Consider the following 19,094-nt stretch of genomic DNA (forward strand, 5'->3'; position numbering starts at 1 on the left):
CCTCCAGGTACGGCACCACCACCGCCCGGATGCGTGGGCCGATCTTCCAGCCGTGATGAAGATCTTGCACCACGTCCTCGACGTCGCGGGGAGGGATGGCCTGGCCGAGAAGAAGGCGGCGCAAGAAATCGCGGTGTTCGAGGTAAAGGCGCCCGAGGAGGGCGGGCGCCGCCGTAAAGTTTGCCGGTTGGTTCGTCGCGGGAGAACCCACGATCCGCCGGGAATGGAGCGAGGGGCGTTGGAATGGGAGCCGTGATCCTGCGCGGCTGAAAGTCCCTCACCCCCAACCCCTCTCCCGTCCCGGGAGAGGGGCGAGGGCGGCTTTGCCTTACGAGGCGCGCCGGTAGACGAGGCGGCTCAGGGTGGCGATGACGTGGTCCATTCGATCGAGCGCCCGCGCATCGGCTGCGCCGATGTACCGCATGGCCTGGGCGACCTGGACGCAGGCCAGCACCTCCCGGGCCGAGCCGAGGGCGGAGGCGTAGCGCTGGCGCTTCGTCCCGGCGTGATTGCCCATTCCCTCCGCCAGGTTCAGCGCGACGCTATGCATGGCCTCTGCGTCCCGTTCCCCGTCCGCGCGTGCGTTTGCGCGTGCGCGTGCGCCTCCGCGTGCGCCTCCGCCTCCGCTTCCGCCTCCGCCTCCGCCTCCGCTCCCGTCAATACATCACGGGCACGGGCGGAAGCTGACTAAGCCGCGACGGACTCTCCTCCGCGAGGTCGTCGAATACCTCCCGGATCAGCCCCACCTTGTCGACGCCTGCCAGCACCCCGAGCACCACGTGCTTCGCGGACGCGTACGCCCGCTGCCACCCGTTCCACGCCGCGGCGACGTCTGCTGTCATCGACCGTCGCTCCGCCCTCCCCGCGTGCACCTCGCCGTCGAACGCTTCGAGCGCTGCGCGTGCTTGCTCCACGCGGGCTGACCAGGACGCGTACTCGGGCAGCATGTCGTTCATCTTGTCGATCGCCTCGCGCACGTGCTCCAGCCGCGCGAGCAGCTTCATCGGCGTCCGACGCACCGCCGTGCTGAGCGATTCTCCTTGCAAAAGGCGCGAAGTGATCATGTAGCCCTCGCGGAGGGGCTCGGCATAGTGGACCAGGCTCCGCAGCGTCTCGCGCGCGGCCTGCACCGGATCGGGGCTGCCTTCGGGGGCGCGGTGGAGGAAGAGCTCGGGGACACCCGCGCGGAGGAGCGCGGCTTCGAGCGTTTCGGTGGTCGTGGCCACGCGGCTGGCCACGAGCCGGAGCGTCCCGTCGAGCTCGAGATCGAGCCCGAGCAAGAGCGTGTTGATCTGCGCCGCGGTGAAGCGGCCATAAGCAACGGCCTCGTACGGATCCATGCGGGGGTCGGTCATGAGCGACCTCTCGGTGCGGAGATTTCTGGGGGAGCTGCCCCCCCAGCATTAGTGCCAAAAAACGTCGGGCGTCAAGCCGGACCCCGAAACGGCTCGGCGGTGCGCTCTCGACGGCTCACGTCATGGTGGTCAGCGAGCCGCCCCTCTTGCTCATAACAATGATGGCCGACGCGTGAGCAACAATGATGGCATTGTAATCATCGGGCCCCGCGCAAACGGCGGGCCTTGGGCCGGCCCCCACCACGGTTGGCGCACGAGACCTCCCATCTCGTCCAGTTTCCCGGCTATTCTCCGTCCCTGGAAGGCCCCCTGCCGCGGGCGGGCCGCGTGCCGTGAGCGAAGACAAACCCGAGGGCGAAGCCACCCCAGCCAAAGCCAAACCCGAGGGCGGGACGAGCCGGCGGCGGAAGCTCGTGCTCGCCACGCTCGGCATGCTCGGCCTCGCCGCGGCCGTCGCGGGAATCCGATACGGCGTGCCGCGCTTCACGGCAGCCCGGGACGCGAAACGCTCGGGCGCCGCGCTCTTCCGTTGCCTCTTCGGCGAGCCGCCCACCGCAAGCGAGACGCCGGACGAGCGGCTGCGGAGGATCCTGCTCACGGCCGTTTCGTTGTCGGATCCGGAGCGACTCTCGACGACAGGCCCGGGATGGCCGGGACGATGCGCCGCGCACGCCGAAGCGCTCGCGGATGCCGAGCGACGCAGGGGACGCCCCGCGTTCGCGCCGCCGCCCGATCTCGCGACGCGCGTGATCGAAAAAGCGCGGGACATGTATACCCGCTCGGACCTCCCGCTCCCGTCGCTCTGGAGCCTCTGCGATTCGGACGGCGGGCCGATGGAGGTGCCGCTGCCGCCCGCGCCCGCGTCCCCGGCGGATCTCGACGCGCCGAACCTCGCCGAGCGCATCGCGTTCGGGGACCACTCGGCGGATGCCGTTCCCGGACGAACCTTGCGTCTCGTGTTCCGCGGCGATCGAGGCGGGCCGCCCATGGCGTGCGCGTTTCCGGAAGGCCTCGGCGCGGCCTCGTGCACGCCGCTCGCGCCGCGCGCCCGTTTGCCGCGGCCACACCTCTGGCCCGCGGCCGACGATGAGGGGCCGGCGCTGGTCGCGGATCGGAGCTCGGCCCGATCGACGTTTTACCGGGCGGACACGGGGCAAGTGTTCGGCGAGCCGTACCACGTGATCGGCGGATTTTCGGCCGCGAAGGAGGTCGTGGGCGTCGTCGAGATGGAGCTCGGCAAGCGGGGCGAGGAGCGCGCGCTCTGGATCGATCGGAGCGAGGGCACGCGGCGGCTCGATCGCGTGCGGATCGATCCGCCGCCGCGCGTGCGGTTCTCCAGCGTGTTCGTCCTCGGCGACGCGCTCGTGTGGATCGAGCCGCGCGCGGGCAAACCGCACCTTCTTTTGCGCAGGCTCGGCGCCGCCAAGGGCGCGCCGGGCGCGATCGAGGATGCCGGCGCGCTCCCACACGACACCGTGCACCTCGCGGCGTGCCGCGCGCCGAACGGCCTCGTGATCGTCGCGCGGGACGGCGGAACCGTGTGGATGACGCGGCGAGATGCCCGCGGCGGATCTCCGGTCGTGCGCGCCGACGAGCTGCCGCGTCCCGCGGGCGCGGTCGTGGTCTCCGAGCTCGTCACGTGCGACGACCGCGCGGCGCAGACGACGCTCGTCTTGCGGAACGGCGTCGGCGATACCGCGACCCACGAGGTGCGGCGCGCGTCGTGCACGAAGGACATGTGCAAGCCGATCGTCCTCGCTCTCGACGAGCTCTTCCGGGGTCGAGATCCGATGTCGCGCCCTGCGCCGCCCGCGAACGACGAGAGCCCCGTGCTCGCGGCGTCCTTCGGCGAGCGTCTCCTCGTCGTGTGGCGGACACCGGACGCGGGCGTGCGCGCGCGGATCGCCACGCCCGCGTCGATCATGACCGCGCCCGACATCGTGATCTACGACGAGGCGAGCCAGGACGTGAACGGCGCGGGAAGGCTGCACGCGATGCGGCTCTTTCCGCGGGGAGATGCGGCCCTCCTGCTCCTCCACGCGGTGAGCGGCATCAAGGCGATCCGCATCGGCGCGGACGGGCTCGTTCAGCCGATCCGGAGCACCGGCGGCTGATCTCGCTCAAGGCAGGCGTGTGACCGCCTTGGCGAGCAGCTTCTCGAGCCCCGCGTGATCACACACCGGGCCGACGGTCGTGTCGCCGAGCGTGATCTTCGGGTTGAAGACCTGCACATCGAAGCGACCCTTCACGACCTCGACGTTGAAGATCGGGTGCCCGCCCGCGCCCTTCTTCACGTAGCGACGCGCGATGTCGCCGAGGCCCGAGATCGCCTCGATCCCGCTCACCTCGCCCTCGATGTCCTTGTAGCGCTCCTTCGCCTCGGCGTCGCTCCCGTGGCGCACGACGAGCAGGCTCAGCGTACCCGCATCCTTGCTGTTCCAACGACGGCTGCAGGTGCGCTCGGGACCGATGTCCTCGGTGGGTTGCTTCGAATCGGCCTCGACCACAATCCCGCACGCGTCCTTGATCTCCTCGGGCGTGAGAATCACGTCACAGTCGAGGGGCGGATCGGGCGGCAAGGCCGGGGGCTCGACGACGGCCGCGGAGGCGCTCGGCGCGGGCGCGGCGCTCGCGCTCGCGGGGGGCGGGGCGACGAGCGTGGGACGCGGAGGCGCCGTGGCCTTCGGACGCGCCGAAGACACGGACGTAGGCGCGGGCTTTTCGTTCGCGGGCACCTGGGACGCACGGCCCTCCGGGGTGGGAGACGGCTCGTCGCGGCAGCCGGCGGCAAGGACGAACGATACGAGGAGGGCTGAAGGGCCCACACGGCGGATCAGGGACGGCATGGTCGCCTACTGTACGACGAGTGGATCCCGAAGTGGCGAAGACGGATTCCTCACGGAGGACGTCGTCGCGGTGGTACGATGCCTGCCTCGCATGAAGGCCGGTGACCTGGTCGGCGGCAAGTACCGCCTCGCTCGTAGGCTCGGCCAGGGCGCGATGGGCGTCGTCTGGGAGGCCGTGCACGAGATGACCTCCCGCCACGTCGCGGTGAAGCTCATCGTGAACGCGACGGACAACCTCCGGGCCCGCCTCTTGCGCGAGGCCCGCGCGGCCGGGCAGATCGCGCACCGGAACGTGGTCGAGGTCTACGACGTCGGGCAAACCGCGGAGGAAGATCCCTTCCTCGTCATGCAACTGCTCTCGGGCGACACGCTGTATGGCTACGTGAAGCGCGACGGCCGCATGGATCTCGCGCGCGCTTTGCCCATCGCGCGGGACGTCGGCCGCGCGCTCGCCGCCGCGCATGCGCAGGGGATCATCCATCGCGATCTCAAGCCCGCGAACGTCTTCCTGCACCGCGAGGCGGGCGCGTCGGAGGACCTCGTGAAGGTGCTCGATTTCGGCCTCTGCAAGCCGATGGGCGCCGACGAGATGCTCACCGCGCCCGGAGGCCTGCTCGGATCGCCCGCGTACATGAGCCCCGAGCAGATCGCCGGCGCGCCCGACCTCGATCCACGCACGGACATCTGGTCGTACGGCGTGCTCATCTTCGAGCTCTTCGCGGGTCAGCGGCCGTTCGCGGGCCGCGGCCCGGATCTGATCCACGCCGTGCTCACGGCCCCGATCCCGCGGCTCCGCGACATCATGCCCGGGATCGATCCGGCCCTCGACGAGCTCGTCGCCGGGTGCATCGTCCGCGACAAACGGGCGCGGATCGCCTCGGCCGCGGAGATCGTCGCGCGTCTGGAGACGCTCACCGAGCGAATGCGAAACGCGCCGTCTCATGCGTCCTTGGACGACGGGGACGAGGGCGGGCTCGCGGTGACGATGGTGTATCGGCCGGGGATGTCGGGGCCGCCGTCGGCGTCGCCGCCGGCGAGCCACAAGGTGACGAAGACGATCCCGCTCGCGGCGTTCACGGGAAACCCCATGCCGGGCGCGCCGGCGCCGATGAAGGAGATGCCGGGGCCGCCGCCCTCGTATCCGCAGGGCGGGCCGCCTTCGCAGCCCGAGCCTCCGAAGAGCGGCTGGCCTGGCGGACCGCACCAGACAGCGCCGCTCGGCATGCCGAGCCCGCAGGGAACGGCGCCCTTGCAGCGTTTGCCCGAGGCGCACATGGGGGCGTGGGGCGCGCCGAATCCGCAGGCGCCGCCGCCGAGCTGGCAAGCCATGACGGGGCCGAATCAGGTCGCCATGCCCTATCCGCCCGCGCAGCCGGCGCCGCCCGAGCGACGATGGATCGGCTTCGTGATCCTCGCGATCGGCGTCCTTGCGCTCGTGGGCGTGCTCGGGGGCATCGCTTGGTCCGCGAAACGCACGGCGACCCCTGCGCCGCCTTCCCCTTCGGCCGCACCGGCATCTCGCTGACACTTGCATTGCGATAGCAGCGCGATAACGCTGCATTGCATCAACCACGTGTGAGCACGCGATGCGCACGTCCTGGGCGCTTTGCGCGCTTGACATCCCCTTTTGGCTTGGGTTTGCTCCGCGACCGCCCCGAAGCCAGGAAGTCCCTCTCAATGCAAGCCTTCGCACATCTTCTCGTTCGTCGAGCGACGGCGTGGACCATCGTCCTCGCGGTCGTATTGCTCTCGCTCGCGAGCCTGTTTTTTGCGTCTCGGGTCGATCGCGACGACGACGTGCTTTCGTTCCTGCCTCGGGAAAACCCGGAGGTCGGCGTCTTCTACGACGTGAGCAAGCGCTTTGGCAGCCTCGACGTTGCGCTCGTCGGAATCAGCACGGACGATGCGCTCTCTCCCGCCTTCCTGACGCGCCTGCGCGACCTGACGAAGCGGCTGAACGAGACGGACGGCATCGGCTACGCGATGACCCTCACGAACGTGGACGATTTCGTGGCGGATCCGCAGAAGGGCGGCATCACGACCGATTACCTGATCGCCAAGATCCCGGAGACGCCCGAGGAGCAAGCGGCGCTGCGCGAGAAGGTGCTTTCGCGGGATCACGTGGTGGGCAACCTGATCTCGGCGGACGGAAAGGCCACGCTCCTCTATTGCTTCGCGGGCTACGGGGCGGAGCCGAAGGTCGTGGCGCAGAAGGTCCGCACCGCGGTGGAGGAGGCTTTTCCGCGCGAGGCGAAATACTGGGGCGGGGCGCCGTTCATTTCGACGTACATCTACGACGTCACGCAGGAGGACATGCGGAAGCTCGCGCCGTGGGCGGTGCTCGTCATCGTGCTCATCACGGTGCTCTCGTTCCGCGACTTCATCGGCGCCGGCCTCGCGCTGCTCTCGACAGGGCTCGGCATCGTGATGTCCCTCGGGCTCATGGGCGCGCTCGGCGTGTCGGTGAACGTCGTGCTCGGCTCTTTGCCGGTCATTCTGTTCGCCCTCGGTAGCGCGTATGCCGTGCACATTCTCGCCCGCTATTATCCCGTCGCCCACGAGCAAAAAGATCCGGCGACGGCCATCGTCCGGACGCTCTGCGAGGTGGGACCGCCGGTCATCGCCAGCGGCCTGACGACCGTGGTGGGCCTTCTGTCCTTCCTCGTGATGGACATCGCACCGCTGCGCACGTTCGGCATTTTCACGGCGCTCGGCATCCTGATCACGCTCATCCTCTCGCTCACCTTCGTGCCCGCGGTGATTTACCTCGTGCGGCTCAAGGGAAAGCCGGCCGAAGCGCAGGGCCCCGCGCGGTTCCACGTGTGGCTCACGACGCTGCCGCAGCGGCAGCGCATGGTCGTCGGCGCGGCGCTCGCGGCCGTGGCGATCGCGAGCGGCATCTTCGTGAGCAAGGTCGACAGCCGCATGGACAACGCGGCGTTCTTCTCGAAGAACAGCCCGCCCGATCAGGCCGAGACGTTTCTGCGCGACCATTTCGGCGGCTCTTCGTTCGTGCAGATCCAGGTCGAGGGCGACATGACCGACCCGGTCGTGCTGCGCGAGCTCCGGATCCTCGCCGATCGCATCGCGCTCTTGCCCCACGTGAGCTCGGTGAACCACGTGGGCGCCGTGATCGCGCAGCTCAACGAGGCGATGGAAGGCGACCGGCGCGTCCCGGACACGGCCGCCAAGGTGAAGCTGCTCTACGGCTTCCTCGAAGGGAAAAAGGCCGTCACGCAGCTCGTCACGGACGATCGGCAAAGGGCGCTCTTGCAGGTCAAGCTCGACACGAACCTCGCCGCGGAGACCGAGCCGCTGATCGAGCAGATCCGCGCGGTCACGAGCACGGCGATCGCGGCCACGTACGCGGTGGCCGAGGCGAAGGGGCCGCGGAAGGACGAGGTCGCGGCGCGGGCGCGGGCGCTCGTGACGAGCCGCATCACGGCCATCGGCCGGCAATTCGAGGTTTCCGTGCCCGAGGAGCCGAAGCTCGGCGAGCACCTCGGATCGGGGAAGGCACCCGACGCGCCTCCGGCCACGAAGGCGGCGCTCACGCGGTTCCTCGGCTCGGAGGAGTGCAGCGTGGAGCTCGAAGGCCCTGAGGCGATCGACAAGGTCGCGAGCGCGCTCACCGCGCTCGGCCCGCACCCGGAGGCGGAAAAGCTCACGGAAGCGATCGCGCAGGCCATGGGCAAACCCACGAGCGATACGCTCGTGACCGACCTCGCCGACACGGTCGATCGTCCGCTCGAGGAAATCTGGCGCCGGAGCGAGGCGATGGCGCGGGCGAAGGAGTTCGTCGCCGCGGCGAAGATCACGGCGCCCGAGGGGCCGAAGGGCGAGCGTTTTCATACGGCGATCGCGATGGCGCTGATGGACCTCGACGCCCCGTCGGTCGCGCTCCCGCCGGCCGCGGGAGACGCGGCGCAGAAGCTCGTGGTCTCGGTGACGGGCCTGCCCGTGATGCATGCGGGCCTGTCGCGAAGCGTCGAGTCGAACCAGTGGAAGAGCCTGTTTTTCGCGCTCGGCTGCGTGCTCGTCATCATGGCGGCGCTGTTCCGGTCGTTCTGGAGCGGCCTGCTCGGCATCCTGCCGATCGTGCTGACGATGGCGGTGATCTACGGCGGGATGGGCCTCGTCGGCGTGCGGCTCGACATCGGCACGTCGATGCTGGCGAGCTTGATCATCGGGGCCGGAGTGGACTATGCGGTGCACCTGATGGTCGCGTGGAGCGCCCCCGAAAAGTCCCCACTGACGGAGTCGGCCACGGCGGCCGCGCGGCAGACGGGCCCGGCGATCTGGGTGAACGCCTTGATGGTCGCGGCGGGCTTCTTCGTGCTGACCCTCGGCGACGCGCGTCCGCTGCAGAACGTCGGGGGCCTGACCGCGGCGGCGATGGTCACGGCGGCCCTCGCGACCATGCTGGTGATCCCCCTTTTCGCGCGCAAAACGCGCTACTACGGCGATGGATCTAGAATACCTTCCGCCGTTCCCTCGTCCGAGGCGTCGGACGCAGTTCTCGACACGAGCACGAGCCCCTGAACGTAATGAGGTTCGAGATGAGCAGAATCTTCCGTAGCTGGCTTCCTGCCTCTGCCCCCCTCCTCGCCGCCGCCCTGCTCTGGGCGGGCCACGCGAGCGCCGATCCCCCGGGCGACAAGGCCTTGAAGGGGATGGACGAGGCGATGAACCGCGCCAAGACCCAGTACTACGAGTACGAGGTCGTGAACCAGGAGCCCGGCAAGCCCGAGAAGAAGCTCGCGCTCAAGGTCTGGATCAAGGGCGAAAAGCGCCTCACGGAGTTCACCGCTCCGGCCGACATGAAGGGGACCAAGGTCCTCATCCTCTCGCCCACGCAGATGTACGTGTACCTGCCGGCGTTCGGGAAGATCCGACGCATCGCGAGCCACGTGACCGACCAGGGCTTCATGGGCCTCGCCTTCAGCCAGGACGACCTCGCGAATCAGAGTTACGCGCCGCTCTACGACGCCCAGCTCGCGTCCGACGCGGCCGCCGAGATGAAGCTCGTGGCTACCGCGAAGGCGGGGCAAACGGTCCCCCACGGCAAGATCGAGTTCAAGGTCGCGAAGGACAAGAACCTGCCGACGGAGATCAAGTACTTCAACGCGGCCGGCAACCACGTGAAGACCGAGACGCGCACGACCTACGACTGCCAGGGTAATGTTTGCAGCCCGCAGGAGCTGAAGATGGTCGACCACACGAAGGGCGGCCACTGGACGAAGATGATCCGCAAGGCGTGGAAGGTGAACGAGGAGATGGGCGACGACCTCTTCTCGAAGCGCAGCCTCGAAAAGTAGATTTCGCCCCGCCCGAGATAGAGTAGATACCCGCGCCGCCTCCTCCCTTCACGGGATGGGCGGCGCGACGCATTTCAAGGACCCGAGGTCAAACGAAGCATGTACCGCCACGTTCGTCGGGGCAGCGCGATCGCCTGCGCTCTCGCCCTCCTGCTCGGCATAGCGCCGAGCGCCCAGGCCGACGAGCTCGAGCTCGATTGGAGCGGCCGCATCCAGAGCGATCTGCGCTTCCGCATGCAGCCCGTGGGCGTGGGCGACTGGTATTCACGGCAGGAGCTGCCGGCAGGCGTCGAGCGCAACTGGAATACGCTCGGCCTGAAGCTCGAGGCGGATTACGGGCGGTTCCACGGCGTCGCGGCAGTCGATTTCGTGTGGAGCGGTTATCCCGAGCGAATGACGGCCGTCGGCGATCTCTCGCGGATCGAGAAGGCCGACCCGTACCGCCTCGAAGCGCGCGCGGTCTACATGGAGGCCGAGGGCCTCTTCGTGAAGGGGCTCGATCTGCGCATCGGCCAGCAGGTCGTGTCCTGGGGCGTCGGCGACCAGTTCAACCCGACGAACAATCTGAACTCCGACGATCTGCGTGATCCGCTGCTCTTCGGCCGGCAGATCGCCAATTTCATGGTGAAGGCCGATTACTGGATCTCGGAGGACTGGTCGATCTCCGGCGTGGTCGTGCCGATCTTCAAGCCCGCGATGCTGCCGCTCTCCGGCTCGCTCGCGGTGGCGCAGCTCGATCGATTGCCGTTCGTCTCGGATTCGCTCCGGCAGCGCGTGGTCGCCGAGCAGGCCGCGGCGCAGACGTTGTTCGGGCATCCGACGATCATCGGCAACGTGACGCCCGTGATGCCCGATCCGACGTTCGACAACATGCAGGTCGCCTACCGGATCGCGGGCACGATCAAGGAGCACGACATCGCGCTCTCGTATTACAACGGCCGCACCGATTTCCCGCAGCCGCGGAGCAACCACACGCGGCAGGCGCTCGGGCGGCGCTGTAACCCGACCGATGCGAACGATTGCGTCGAGGGGCTTTTGCTCACCGACGTGACGCTCGAGTATCCGCGGATGCACGTCTACGGGCTGAACGCCACGGGCGAGGTGAACCCGTTCTCGTGGATCTCGGAGGAGATCAACGGCATCGGGTATCGCTTCGAGGGCGCGCTCGTGGTGCCGCAGAGCCAGTCGATCCGGCTGACGAACGACGAGCTCGCGCTCGGGATCCCGCAGGCCGCCGGCGAATACGATTACGACGGCGACGGGCAGCCCGGCGGGCCCGGCGGGCGAGAGCCGCTCGTGGTGGACGACACACCGTTCTTGAAATGGGTGCTCGGCCTCGATTATACGTTCGGTGAGCACGTGTACGTGAACGCGATGTGGGTGCACGGGCTCGTCGACGAGTACGGCGCGGGCGACTGGATCAAGGAAGGGTACGTGGTCCGGCAAAGCGGCACGCTCGACGGGTCGAACGTGCTCGCCTGCGCGCTCTCGAAAAACGGCGAGACGTGCTCGCGGGAGATCCTGCGGCCGCGGCTCGGCGATTACGTGGTGCTCGGGGCCGATTTCAAGTTCGCGAACCAGGCGGGCATGTTCCGGCTGTTCACGATCCTCGACGCGACGCCGCTCGTCGAGGAGACGTGGGACGACGAGCAGGGGAAACGCGTGCGTCGGACGATCTCGCCGCTCAGCGCGGAAGGGTTCTCGATGGTCATCTTCCCGGAGCTCGATTACAACTTCGGCAATGGCCTGGAGCTCGCGGCCGGCGCCCTGCTCCAGCTCGGCAAGCCCTACACGAAGTTCGGCTCCCCGGAGACGGGCGGGTCGACCGTGTTCACCCGGGCCAAATATAGCTTCTAGGTTATTGCTTCCCGACTTTCCGCCGCGGTAAGTGTCGGCCATGCTGCGGCTTGGGGCCTTCGTCGTGCTCACGGCGCTCACCGGTTGTGGTGAGCCCGATGGGCGCGCCTCGCCGCTCACGGCAGCCCGCGGGCTCGCCGTGACGGCGCTGCCGAAAGCCTCCGCCGCAGCGGTTGTCCCGACGAACGATCCGCCGCCGGTGATCGAAACGTGCGCGGATTCGCCCGCGTTCGCGCTCTTCGTCTCGCCGCGCAAGCCGCGCCCTGGGACGCCGCTGCGGATCATCGCGGTCGCAGACGAAGCGAGCGCGGGGGCGCTCGTCGTGCAGGACGGGAGCGGAAAAACGGTCGTTCGCGCGGACGAGCGGCGCGGCGCAGGGCCGTACTTCTGGAACGTGACCGTGCCCGCGCCCGCGGCAGGGACGCTGCGCGTGGTGCTCGCGGAGGCGCAGGCGGCGCGCGCATGCAAGGACGTGACGATCGACGACGCGGACGAGCCGCCGCGCGCCGCGCGCGGGATGTGGCCGATCTCCACGGCGTGGGGGAAGGCGACGGAGAACCTGTATGCGGCGTGGATCGAGGCGCTCTTCGATGCGCCGCTCGGCGAGCCGCTCACGTTCCCGGCGCTGCACGAGGCGCTCCGCGATCCGAAGCGGAATTTGCTGCACGATCACCTCGGCCGCGGCGAGGACGACGCAGGGCCCGACGCGCCGGTGCTCGATCCGGACTGCGCGGATCTGCCGTACGCGCTGCGGGCTTACTTTGCGTTCAAAATGCAGCTCCCGTTCGCGTACTCGTCATGCACGCGGGGCGGCGGCGGGCGGGCGCCGTTCTGCAAGCGTCCGCGATCGAACCTCGAATGGCCGCGGCACGTGCGCACCGATGCGATGGCGGGCTTCGCGGAGTTCGTGCGGACGACGCTGGCGGACACGGTGCACTCGGGGACGGGAAGGACCGCGGGCGACGACGACGAGACGGATTTTTATCCGGTTCGTCTCGACGAACGAGCGCTCCGGCCGGGGACGATCTACGCGGATCCATACGGGCACGTGCTCGTCGTGGTGAAGCGAGTGCCGCAGACGAGCGAGCGTGCGGGGATGCTGCTAGCGGTGGACGGGCAGCCGGATGGGACGGTGGCGCGGCGGCGGTACTGGCGCGGAAACTTTCTCTTCGCGCTTGATCCTTCGCTCGGGAGCCCGGGCTTCAAGCGGTTCCGGCCGCTCGTGATCGAGCGCGGGGTGCTGCGCCCGCTATCGAACCAGGAGATCGCCGCGCACGCGGAGCACGGGGACCACGCGATGGAGCAGTACGAGCACGGCGTGGAGGGGTTTTACGATCGCGTGGACGACGTGCTCTCGCCGCTGCCGCTCGATCCGAAGCGCGCGCTGGTCGAGACGATCGACGCGCTGGAAGAGCAGGTGAAGGGGCGCGTCGTGTCCGTGGAGAACGGGCGGAAATACCGGCAAAGCGGTGGCAAGTCGGTGGAGATGCCCGACGGCGCGAGCATCTTCGAGACGGTGGGGCCGTGGGAGGATTTTTCCACGCCGTCGCGCGATCTCCGGCTGCTCGTGGCGATCGACGTGGCCCGCGCGCTGCCGGCGCGCGTGGAGCGGAGGCCGGAGCGGTACGCGATGCCGCCAGGGAAGACGGCCGCCGAGGTGCGCACGGAGCTCGACGCGACGCTCGCGCAGGAGCTCGAAACACGGCGTTTTACGTACGTGCGGAGTGATGGGTCGTCGTTCTCGCTCTCGCTCGCGGACGTGGTTTCACGGGCCGAACTGCTGGAGGTCGGATACAACCCGAACGACTGTCCCGAGGTGCGCTGGGGCGCGAAGGAAGGCACGGACGAGGCGGCGACGTGCAAGATGCGGGCGCCGTGGAAGCAGCTCTCGCGGATGCGAAAGGTGCGCGCCTGGTTCAAGGAGCGAAGGCGGCCGGCGCGCGGTTAGCGGTCAAAGGACAGCGGCTCGGCTCATCCGCAACAAAAGCTTGAGCAAGAAGGGGCGGCCGGTGTCTGGCTCGCGGACGTAGTTTTCGCCGGACGCGAGGCGACGCTCGGCCGCGATGTAGGCCGGGACGTGGCGGAGTCGGGCGGGGATGCGAGGATAGGCGCGGCGGATCGCGTGGATCGAGGCGTCGACGCGCGCGTGCTCCCGAGGTCCGTACGGCAGGCCGAATCCTTCGCGTAGCGCCTCGGGCAAGAGCGACGCGGTCATCATCGTGTACCAGCGCCACGCGAGGCCGAGCGCGGGGTGCGGCGGCGCGAGGAGGTACTCCGCAAGCTCGCGCGCGGGCGCGGTGACGACGATCGATCCCGAGCGAATCGTGTCGTCGAAGGAGCGCTCGAACGCGGCGTACGAGTCCGGCAGGTCCTCCTCTTCGAGCCCGAAGAGGAGCCCGAAGCGCCGCGACTCCGCGTAATACTCGTCCTTCTCGTGCTCCTCGAGCGGATCGATGACGAGCTCGTAGGCGCGCACCGCGTTGATGATCAAGGTCGTGAAGACCCAGCGCAGCGCGTGCTCGTCGTTCGCCTTGTAACGCGTGCCGGCGGACCAGGAGCCGGCGGCTTCCGTGATCACGCCGGTCACGCGCTCGTGGATCGTGTGCACCCCCCGCGCCGAGCGGAGGGCGCGCTCGAGCGGGCCGAAGATCATCGCGTAGACGTTCTCGAACGTGCGCAGGAAGCGGCCGAAGGTGTCCTCGCGCGTGACCGAGTGCTCGGCGACGCCGTACGCGACGAACGGATGCGCGAGCTGCTGGAGCGCAGCCGCGCCGCCGGCGAGAAAGACGACGCCCTCGCGCGCGATATGCCATGTCCGACTCGCGGGGCCGAAGAGGCCCATGCGCGGCTCGACGACCGAGCTCTTCGCGAGGTCGAGGCAACGCTCGAGATCTGCCCTCGTCACCGTCATGGGTTCCCCCTCACACCCTTGTGATGGGGCCGGAAGCGGGCGGCCGCTAGTTTTTTCCGAAGGTTAGCGACGGTCTTCGAAGGGCTTGCAGCCGATGACCGCCCCGGTCGCTCGCGCCTCCGTTCGGGCCGTATCAAGCGCCTCGGTGAGCCGCTTGCGGTTCGCAGGCGGGAGCGAGGCATCGGCGAGATCGGCGCGGAGCCGCGCGGCGAGCTCGAGCTGGAGATCGTACGTCTTCTGCAGCTCGCGCGCGTGCTGGTCCCGATCCTTGCCCCGCGCGCTCTCGGCCCGCGCCTTGCCGAGCGCGATCTCGGTGAAGAGCGCGGAGGTGTCGCGCGGCGGATGGTAGACGTAGAGGCCCTGGCATCGATCGGCGCGCGGACCGATGAGCACGTGCGCCTGCCGGCCTCCGGCGCGCTTGCGGCGCTCGTCTTGATCGCCGAGGAACGCGATCTTGTAGTTTCGCACCGAGGCCCCGACGATCGAGCTGTACCCAGGCCCGTCGGCGTCTTCCTTGCTCGGCAGTTCGATCCCGACGAAGGCCTTCTCCAGGCACGCGCGGAACGGGCCGGTGTCGCGCTCGCTCCGGCTCTCGCCCGTCGGTTCGAGCGCGGTGACGCGGGCGCTCTCGATGACCTCGGAGCCCGAGATTTCGAGGTCGAGCGTGGCCATGTACTCGCCCTCGAAGCCGGAGGCCTCGTACTCCTGTTCCCAGCACGCGACGACGGGCCTGAGGTGCCCCGGAGTCGCCGCGGCGACGAGCTCCGCCGCGAGCTTTTGCGGCGGGGTGCAACCGAAGAGCCCGCTCGCGAGGGCGGCGAACGCGAGCACGCGGCTCACGGAGCGCGCCCTTCCTTCTTTGCGCCGCTTCCGACGTCGCCCGTGAGGATCGTGCTTTGGATGACGCCGTAATCCGGGTACTGCCGGGTCGCTTCGCGAACGCCGATGTAGCGGATCGTTGTGGCCGCGTTGCGATCGTCGTAATGCTTGGCCATGTCGAGCTCGCGCTGGCACCCGAGCAGGGCAAGCGAAAGAAGCCACGTGGGCCATGTCGATCGAGGAAAGCGACCACTCCGACCCATGACGCGGCGACCCTAGCAGATTTTCCCACGAGCGAACGAGCGTCGTCGTAGACGACGGGTCGCTCCGGCAACTAGGCTGAGGATATCGGTGGAAACGCTTGCGGATCGGATTGCACGTGACGGCCCGTTGAACGAGCTCGACGCCGTCGGCTGGATCATCCGGCTCACGAAGAAGCTCGAGGCGCTGCATTCACGGGGGCAGTCGCACGGCGGCGTGTCGCCCGCGGCCGTCAAGACGGCAGCCGTGCCGCGCACCTCGGTCGGGATGCTCGTCGCCAGCGCCTCCGCGCCGAGCCGCATCGACTGCCACTCGCCAGAGCGGATCCTCAAAGGAACCAAGGCGCTCGCCGACGACACGTGGGCCGCGGCCGCGACGCTCTACACGCTCCTGACGGGCACGAGCCCCTTCCACGCGAGCGACGAGGACAGCATCCGGCAGAAGGTCGTGTCGGCGTCCCCCGCGCCGCTCTCGACGTTCGACGTCGGCGACGACGACCTGCAGCACATCCTCGATGCCGCACTCGAGCGCGATGCGACGCGCCGCGCCTCGACGATCACCGCGCTCCGGCAGGCGCTCGAGTCGTGGCACCCGGATCCGACGGTGAAGGATCTGCCGGCGCTCGTCGATGCGGAGCTCGAAGAGGACGACGACGAAGCGCGCACGGTCATGCGCGCGGTGCCCAACGTGCAAGCGGTGCGCGCGGCCATGGCGAAGCGCGAGCCCGGCCCGGCGCCGTCCTCGCGGACGACAGCGCAGACGGTGCCCAACATGCCGGCGGTCAGCGCGCTCGCGGCCGCGACGGTGCCCGGCGCGCCGCTGCCAAGGGCGCACGATCTGCTGGAAGACGACGACGAGAACGCGAAGACGTCGCTCATGAAGGTCCCGATGGTGCCGGTGCGAAAGCCGGCGCCGTCCGGGCCCAACCTCGCGCCCGGCGCAGCCGCGCCGGCATCCGGGAACGGGCCTGCGTCGGCCGGCGTACGTCCGGTCGGGCCACAGCCGGGCACAGGATTCGGCATGATGGGCGGCCGCGCGCCCGGTGGCCCTGCGGCGCGTGCGGCGGCGCGACCTGCCGCCGGCGCGCGTCCCGCGCAGCCCGCTGCGCCGGCCGCAGCCGCGAAGGCGCCGCTCGCGCCGCCGGTGGGCGGCATCTCCCGCGAGGCGGTCATCGACGACGGCGACGATGAAGACGCCACGGTGATGCGCGAGGCACCGCTCGAGCTGCTGAGGCAGACGAAGCAAGAGGATGGCCCAGAGGCCGATCGCGCGACGCCCGTGAACCCGATCTCGGCCGAGGTCGCCGCGGCCGCCACGGGTCCGGTGATCCGCGACGAACCCACGCCGCCGGGGCCACACGCCATCGACGACGAGGCGACGGTGATGCGCGAGATGCCGGAGCCGCCGCCTGCGCAGGGCCCCGCGCCCGTGCCCGTGCCGGCGCCCGACATGCGCGCGCCCGAGCCGACGATGGTGCTGCCCGAGGAGAGCTCGTCGACGTCGCTCCCCGCGAACCTCGCGGACCTCGCGCCGCAGCCGCAGCCGCCGATGAACGCGCTGCCGGATCTCTTCGCGAGCGTCTCCGACGAGCGACCGCCGCTCTCGCCGGAGCAAGCGATGCGCGCCGCTGCGATGCCTCAGCCTTCGCCGTTCGCTGTCGCGCGGGAGAGCGCACCTTCGCCGTTCGCCGCCGCGCGGGAGAGCGCGCCTTCGCCCTTCGCCGCCGCACGGGAGAGCGCACCTTCGCCGTTCGCCGCCGCGCGGGAGAGCGCGCCTTCGCCGCGCGTCACGCCGCCTCCGCCGCTCGCGCGGGAGAGCGCGCCTTCGCCGCGCGTCACGCCGCCTCCGCCGGTCGTGATGCAGCCGGCGCAGCCGGCGCCGCCGAGCACCGCGAAGGGCTTGCTGCTCGGCGCGCTCATCGCGCTCGTGCTGCTCGCCGTGGGCGCCAGCGTTTACTTCACGCTGCTGAAGAAGTGATCATCGCCGGCCCGGCGCGCGGGGCCTGCCCCGTCGCTCCGGCGCGCGCGTGGGCTCGCGCGAGGAGTCCGGGCCGCGGCCGAAATCGCGCTCGCGACTCCGTCTCCGGTTGATCAGGAGCTGGAGCTCCGCGTCGAAGCCGCCCATGTCGAGGCGCTGCACGAACGCTCGTTCGAGCCCGAGCTCCCGCGCGGCGCGGGCGCTCTGCGCGGGCAGCGGCGAGATCCACGCGATCCGGCCGCCCGGCTCCAGGACCTCCGCGACGTGCGCGAGGAACCGATCGAAGAACTCGTGCAGATCGATCCCGCGCAGCACCCGCCGTCCCATCGGCGGGTTTGTCAGGACGACCGTCGGGGGCGCGCCGCGTGGCACGAACGAGAGCGCGTCCCCCCGCGCGAGCACGGCGTCCTCGATGCCGACGGCCGCGAGGTTCTGGCGGGCCGCTTCGAGCGCGGCGGCAGCCATGTCCGTGCCGAGCAAGCGGGCATACGGGCCGGCGAGCACACGCTCGCAAAGCTCGGTGCCCGAACCGACGAAGGGATCCCAGACGACGTCGTCGGCGCGGACACCCGCGACCCGCACGAGCGCGGCGGCGATCGTCGGGTGCGAGGCCGCGGGCACGTCGCGCTCGCGGTAGGTGAAGCGTGGATCCTCGACGCGCGGGCAGAGCTCGACCTCGATCGCGTGGCGATCGGGAAGCTCGTGCACGAGCGCCTCCCAGGTGCTCTCGGTCGGATCGTTGACGAGCTTCGGGTTCGCCGCGGCGATCGCCTCGGCCGCGCGCCACGTGCTCGCGCGGCGCTTGCCGCCGCCGGCCCAGGCGATCCGGAAGCGGATGGGGCCGGTCGTGAAATGTTCGAGCAAACGGAGAGCCTCGGGCGAGGTGAGCGAGCGCGCGAGGGCCTCGGCGATGTCGCCCGCGGGATCGAGCGGCACGGGCGGGAGCGGGAAGCCGAAGAAGAGCATGGTCCTCGCCTCGAACAGGCGCTCGGGCGGACCGACGAGCGTGGCGAGGACCCGATCTTCGCGGCCGTCCGGCGCGAGGCGTGGCGCGAGCCGGACGTCGATCTCGTCTCGCAGGATCGGCGCGAGACCCGCGCGACAGTGAAGCGCGACGGGCACGGGCGAGGGCGCGGGCTTGTGGACCTCGAAGGTCGAGGGGACCTCGCGGCCGGCGGTCCTCTGCGCCATGAGCGAGGCCTTCGCCGTGGCGCGCGCGAGGAGCTCGTCGTCGCCCGTGTCGAGCTCGCGGAGCGCGCGAGCAGCTTCGTCACCGCCCGTCTTGCCGAGCGCGGCAGCCATCGCGCGCCGCGCGGGAGCATCGTTCTCCTTGGCGAGCGCAGCCGCGAGTGCCGCGGCCACCTCGGGACCACGAAGCTTGCCGAGCGCGTTCGCAGCGAAGCGGCGCGCCCGCGGATCCGCGTCGCCGAGCGCGCCGATCAGAAACGCCGACAGCTCGGGCTCGGCATGCTCGATCGCGACCTTCCCGACGAACGCGACGAGCCGCGCGCGTGGTTTCGTCTCGGCCGTGCGCGTGCGCTCGATCGCGACACGAGCAGCCTCCACACCGAGACGAAGCAGCGATCGTTCCGCGTCGTCCGTGCGCTCCCCTTCCTCTGCGACGAGCTCGACCAGCGCGGCCGCGTCGCTCCGGCGCGGCGAGAAGCCGGGGTCGCGAATCGCCTCTTCCAGACGGAAATCCGGGGCTCTGCGCGCCGTCATGTCCTGGCCTCGCTCGCCTTGCTTGCGC

At 69.9% G+C, this 19,094-nt stretch carries 15 protein-coding genes; 8 read left to right on the forward strand and 7 right to left on the reverse strand.

Translation table 11 applies throughout. The features are described from left to right. Positions 1-52 precede the first annotated feature (52 nt). Entirely contained in the window at positions 53-256 is a 204-nt protein-coding gene (locus KEG57_RS15690; protein ID WP_272418842.1) for a hypothetical protein, read from the forward strand. A 72-nt stretch (positions 257-328) separates the two neighbouring features. Here KEG57_RS15690 and KEG57_RS15695 read toward each other — a convergent pair whose 3' ends face one another. Next, a complete protein-coding gene (locus tag KEG57_RS15695) occupies positions 329-550 on the reverse strand; it encodes a four helix bundle protein (RefSeq protein ID WP_272418841.1) in 222 nt (73 codons plus the stop codon). Positions 551-656: 106 nt separating this feature from the next. Further along, positions 657-1,355, reverse strand: a complete 699-nt coding sequence (locus tag KEG57_RS15700; protein WP_272418839.1) for a hypothetical protein — start codon at positions 1,353-1,355, stop codon at positions 657-659. Between the two features lie 332 nt (positions 1,356-1,687). Here KEG57_RS15700 and KEG57_RS15705 point away from each other — a divergent pair, with 332 nt between their 5' ends. Beyond that, on the forward strand, positions 1,688-3,469 hold the full coding sequence (locus tag KEG57_RS15705; RefSeq protein ID WP_272418838.1) for a hypothetical protein: 1,782 nt from the start codon (positions 1,688-1,690) through the stop codon (positions 3,467-3,469). Between the two features lie 6 nt (positions 3,470-3,475). On the opposite strand, the gene KEG57_RS15710 is transcribed toward KEG57_RS15705, so the two are convergent. Beyond that, positions 3,476-4,201 (reverse strand): hypothetical protein, encoded by a 726-nt coding sequence (locus tag KEG57_RS15710; RefSeq protein WP_272418836.1) that lies wholly within the window; start codon positions 4,199-4,201, stop codon positions 3,476-3,478. A gap of 91 nt (positions 4,202-4,292) precedes the next feature. Here KEG57_RS15710 and KEG57_RS15715 point away from each other — a divergent pair, with 91 nt between their 5' ends. From KEG57_RS15715 to KEG57_RS15735, 5 genes are all read left to right on the forward strand, one after another. Beyond that, complete coding sequence (locus KEG57_RS15715) at positions 4,293-5,726, forward strand: serine/threonine-protein kinase (protein ID WP_272418834.1); 1,434 nt, start codon at positions 4,293-4,295, stop codon at positions 5,724-5,726. Between the two features lie 152 nt (positions 5,727-5,878). Continuing rightward, positions 5,879-8,743, forward strand: coding sequence for an efflux RND transporter permease subunit (locus KEG57_RS15720; RefSeq protein WP_272418833.1), 2,865 nt, complete (start codon positions 5,879-5,881; stop codon positions 8,741-8,743). Between the two features lie 17 nt (positions 8,744-8,760). Beyond that, positions 8,761-9,519, forward strand: coding sequence for an outer membrane lipoprotein-sorting protein (locus KEG57_RS15725; protein ID WP_272418832.1), 759 nt, complete (start codon positions 8,761-8,763; stop codon positions 9,517-9,519). Positions 9,520-9,618: 99 nt separating this feature from the next. Continuing rightward, a complete protein-coding gene (locus KEG57_RS15730; RefSeq protein ID WP_272418831.1) occupies positions 9,619-11,376 on the forward strand; it encodes a hypothetical protein in 1,758 nt (585 codons plus the stop codon). Positions 11,377-11,416: 40 nt separating this feature from the next. Beyond that, complete coding sequence (locus KEG57_RS15735; RefSeq protein ID WP_272418830.1) at positions 11,417-13,324, forward strand: hypothetical protein; 1,908 nt, start codon at positions 11,417-11,419, stop codon at positions 13,322-13,324. Positions 13,325-13,327: 3 nt separating this feature from the next. Here the strand turns inward: KEG57_RS15735 and KEG57_RS15740 are convergent, their stop codons facing one another. From KEG57_RS15740 to KEG57_RS15750, 3 genes are all read right to left on the reverse strand, one after another. Continuing rightward, a complete protein-coding gene (locus tag KEG57_RS15740; RefSeq protein ID WP_272418828.1) occupies positions 13,328-14,287 on the reverse strand; it encodes an oxygenase MpaB family protein in 960 nt (319 codons plus the stop codon). Positions 14,288-14,350: 63 nt separating this feature from the next. Further along, a complete protein-coding gene (locus tag KEG57_RS15745) occupies positions 14,351-15,127 on the reverse strand; it encodes a hypothetical protein (protein WP_272418827.1) in 777 nt (258 codons plus the stop codon). Then, positions 15,124-15,369 carry a hypothetical protein gene (locus KEG57_RS15750; RefSeq protein WP_272418826.1) on the reverse strand — a complete coding sequence of 82 codons (246 nt, stop codon included), beginning with the start codon at positions 15,367-15,369 and terminating at the stop codon, positions 15,124-15,126. Before KEG57_RS15750 ends, KEG57_RS15745 begins: the two co-directional genes overlap by 4 nt. Positions 15,370-15,457: 88 nt before the next feature. Between KEG57_RS15750 and KEG57_RS15755 the strand changes: the two genes are divergently transcribed. Then, positions 15,458-17,344 (forward strand): hypothetical protein, encoded by a 1,887-nt coding sequence (locus tag KEG57_RS15755; protein ID WP_272418825.1) that lies wholly within the window; start codon positions 15,458-15,460, stop codon positions 17,342-17,344. On the opposite strand, the gene KEG57_RS15760 is transcribed toward KEG57_RS15755, so the two are convergent. After that, complete coding sequence (locus KEG57_RS15760) at positions 17,345-19,066, reverse strand: TRM11 family SAM-dependent methyltransferase (RefSeq protein WP_272418824.1); 1,722 nt, start codon at positions 19,064-19,066, stop codon at positions 17,345-17,347. Between the last annotated feature and the right edge of the window lie 28 nt (positions 19,067-19,094).

Source organism: Polyangium jinanense, assembly GCF_028435365.1.

Coding starts and splice junctions, on each gene's coding strand:
- KEG57_RS15700 (WP_272418839.1), bottom strand. CDS start 1,355: ATGACCGACCCCCGCATGGATCCGTACGAGGCCGTTGCTTATGGCCGC.
- KEG57_RS15730 (WP_272418831.1), top strand. CDS start 9,619: ATGTACCGCCACGTTCGTCGGGGCAGCGCGATCGCCTGCGCTCTCGCC.
- KEG57_RS15760 (WP_272418824.1), bottom strand. CDS start 19,066: ATGACGGCGCGCAGAGCCCCGGATTTCCGTCTGGAAGAGGCGATTCGC.
- KEG57_RS15720 (WP_272418833.1), top strand. CDS start 5,879: ATGCAAGCCTTCGCACATCTTCTCGTTCGTCGAGCGACGGCGTGGACC.
- KEG57_RS15735 (WP_272418830.1), top strand. CDS start 11,417: ATGCTGCGGCTTGGGGCCTTCGTCGTGCTCACGGCGCTCACCGGTTGT.
- KEG57_RS15750 (WP_272418826.1), bottom strand. CDS start 15,369: ATGGGTCGGAGTGGTCGCTTTCCTCGATCGACATGGCCCACGTGGCTT.
- KEG57_RS15725 (WP_272418832.1), top strand. CDS start 8,761: ATGAGCAGAATCTTCCGTAGCTGGCTTCCTGCCTCTGCCCCCCTCCTC.
- KEG57_RS15740 (WP_272418828.1), bottom strand. CDS start 14,287: ATGACGGTGACGAGGGCAGATCTCGAGCGTTGCCTCGACCTCGCGAAG.
- KEG57_RS15710 (WP_272418836.1), bottom strand. CDS start 4,201: ATGCCGTCCCTGATCCGCCGTGTGGGCCCTTCAGCCCTCCTCGTATCG.
- KEG57_RS15715 (WP_272418834.1), top strand. CDS start 4,293: ATGAAGGCCGGTGACCTGGTCGGCGGCAAGTACCGCCTCGCTCGTAGG.
- KEG57_RS15695 (WP_272418841.1), bottom strand. CDS start 550: ATGCATAGCGTCGCGCTGAACCTGGCGGAGGGAATGGGCAATCACGCC.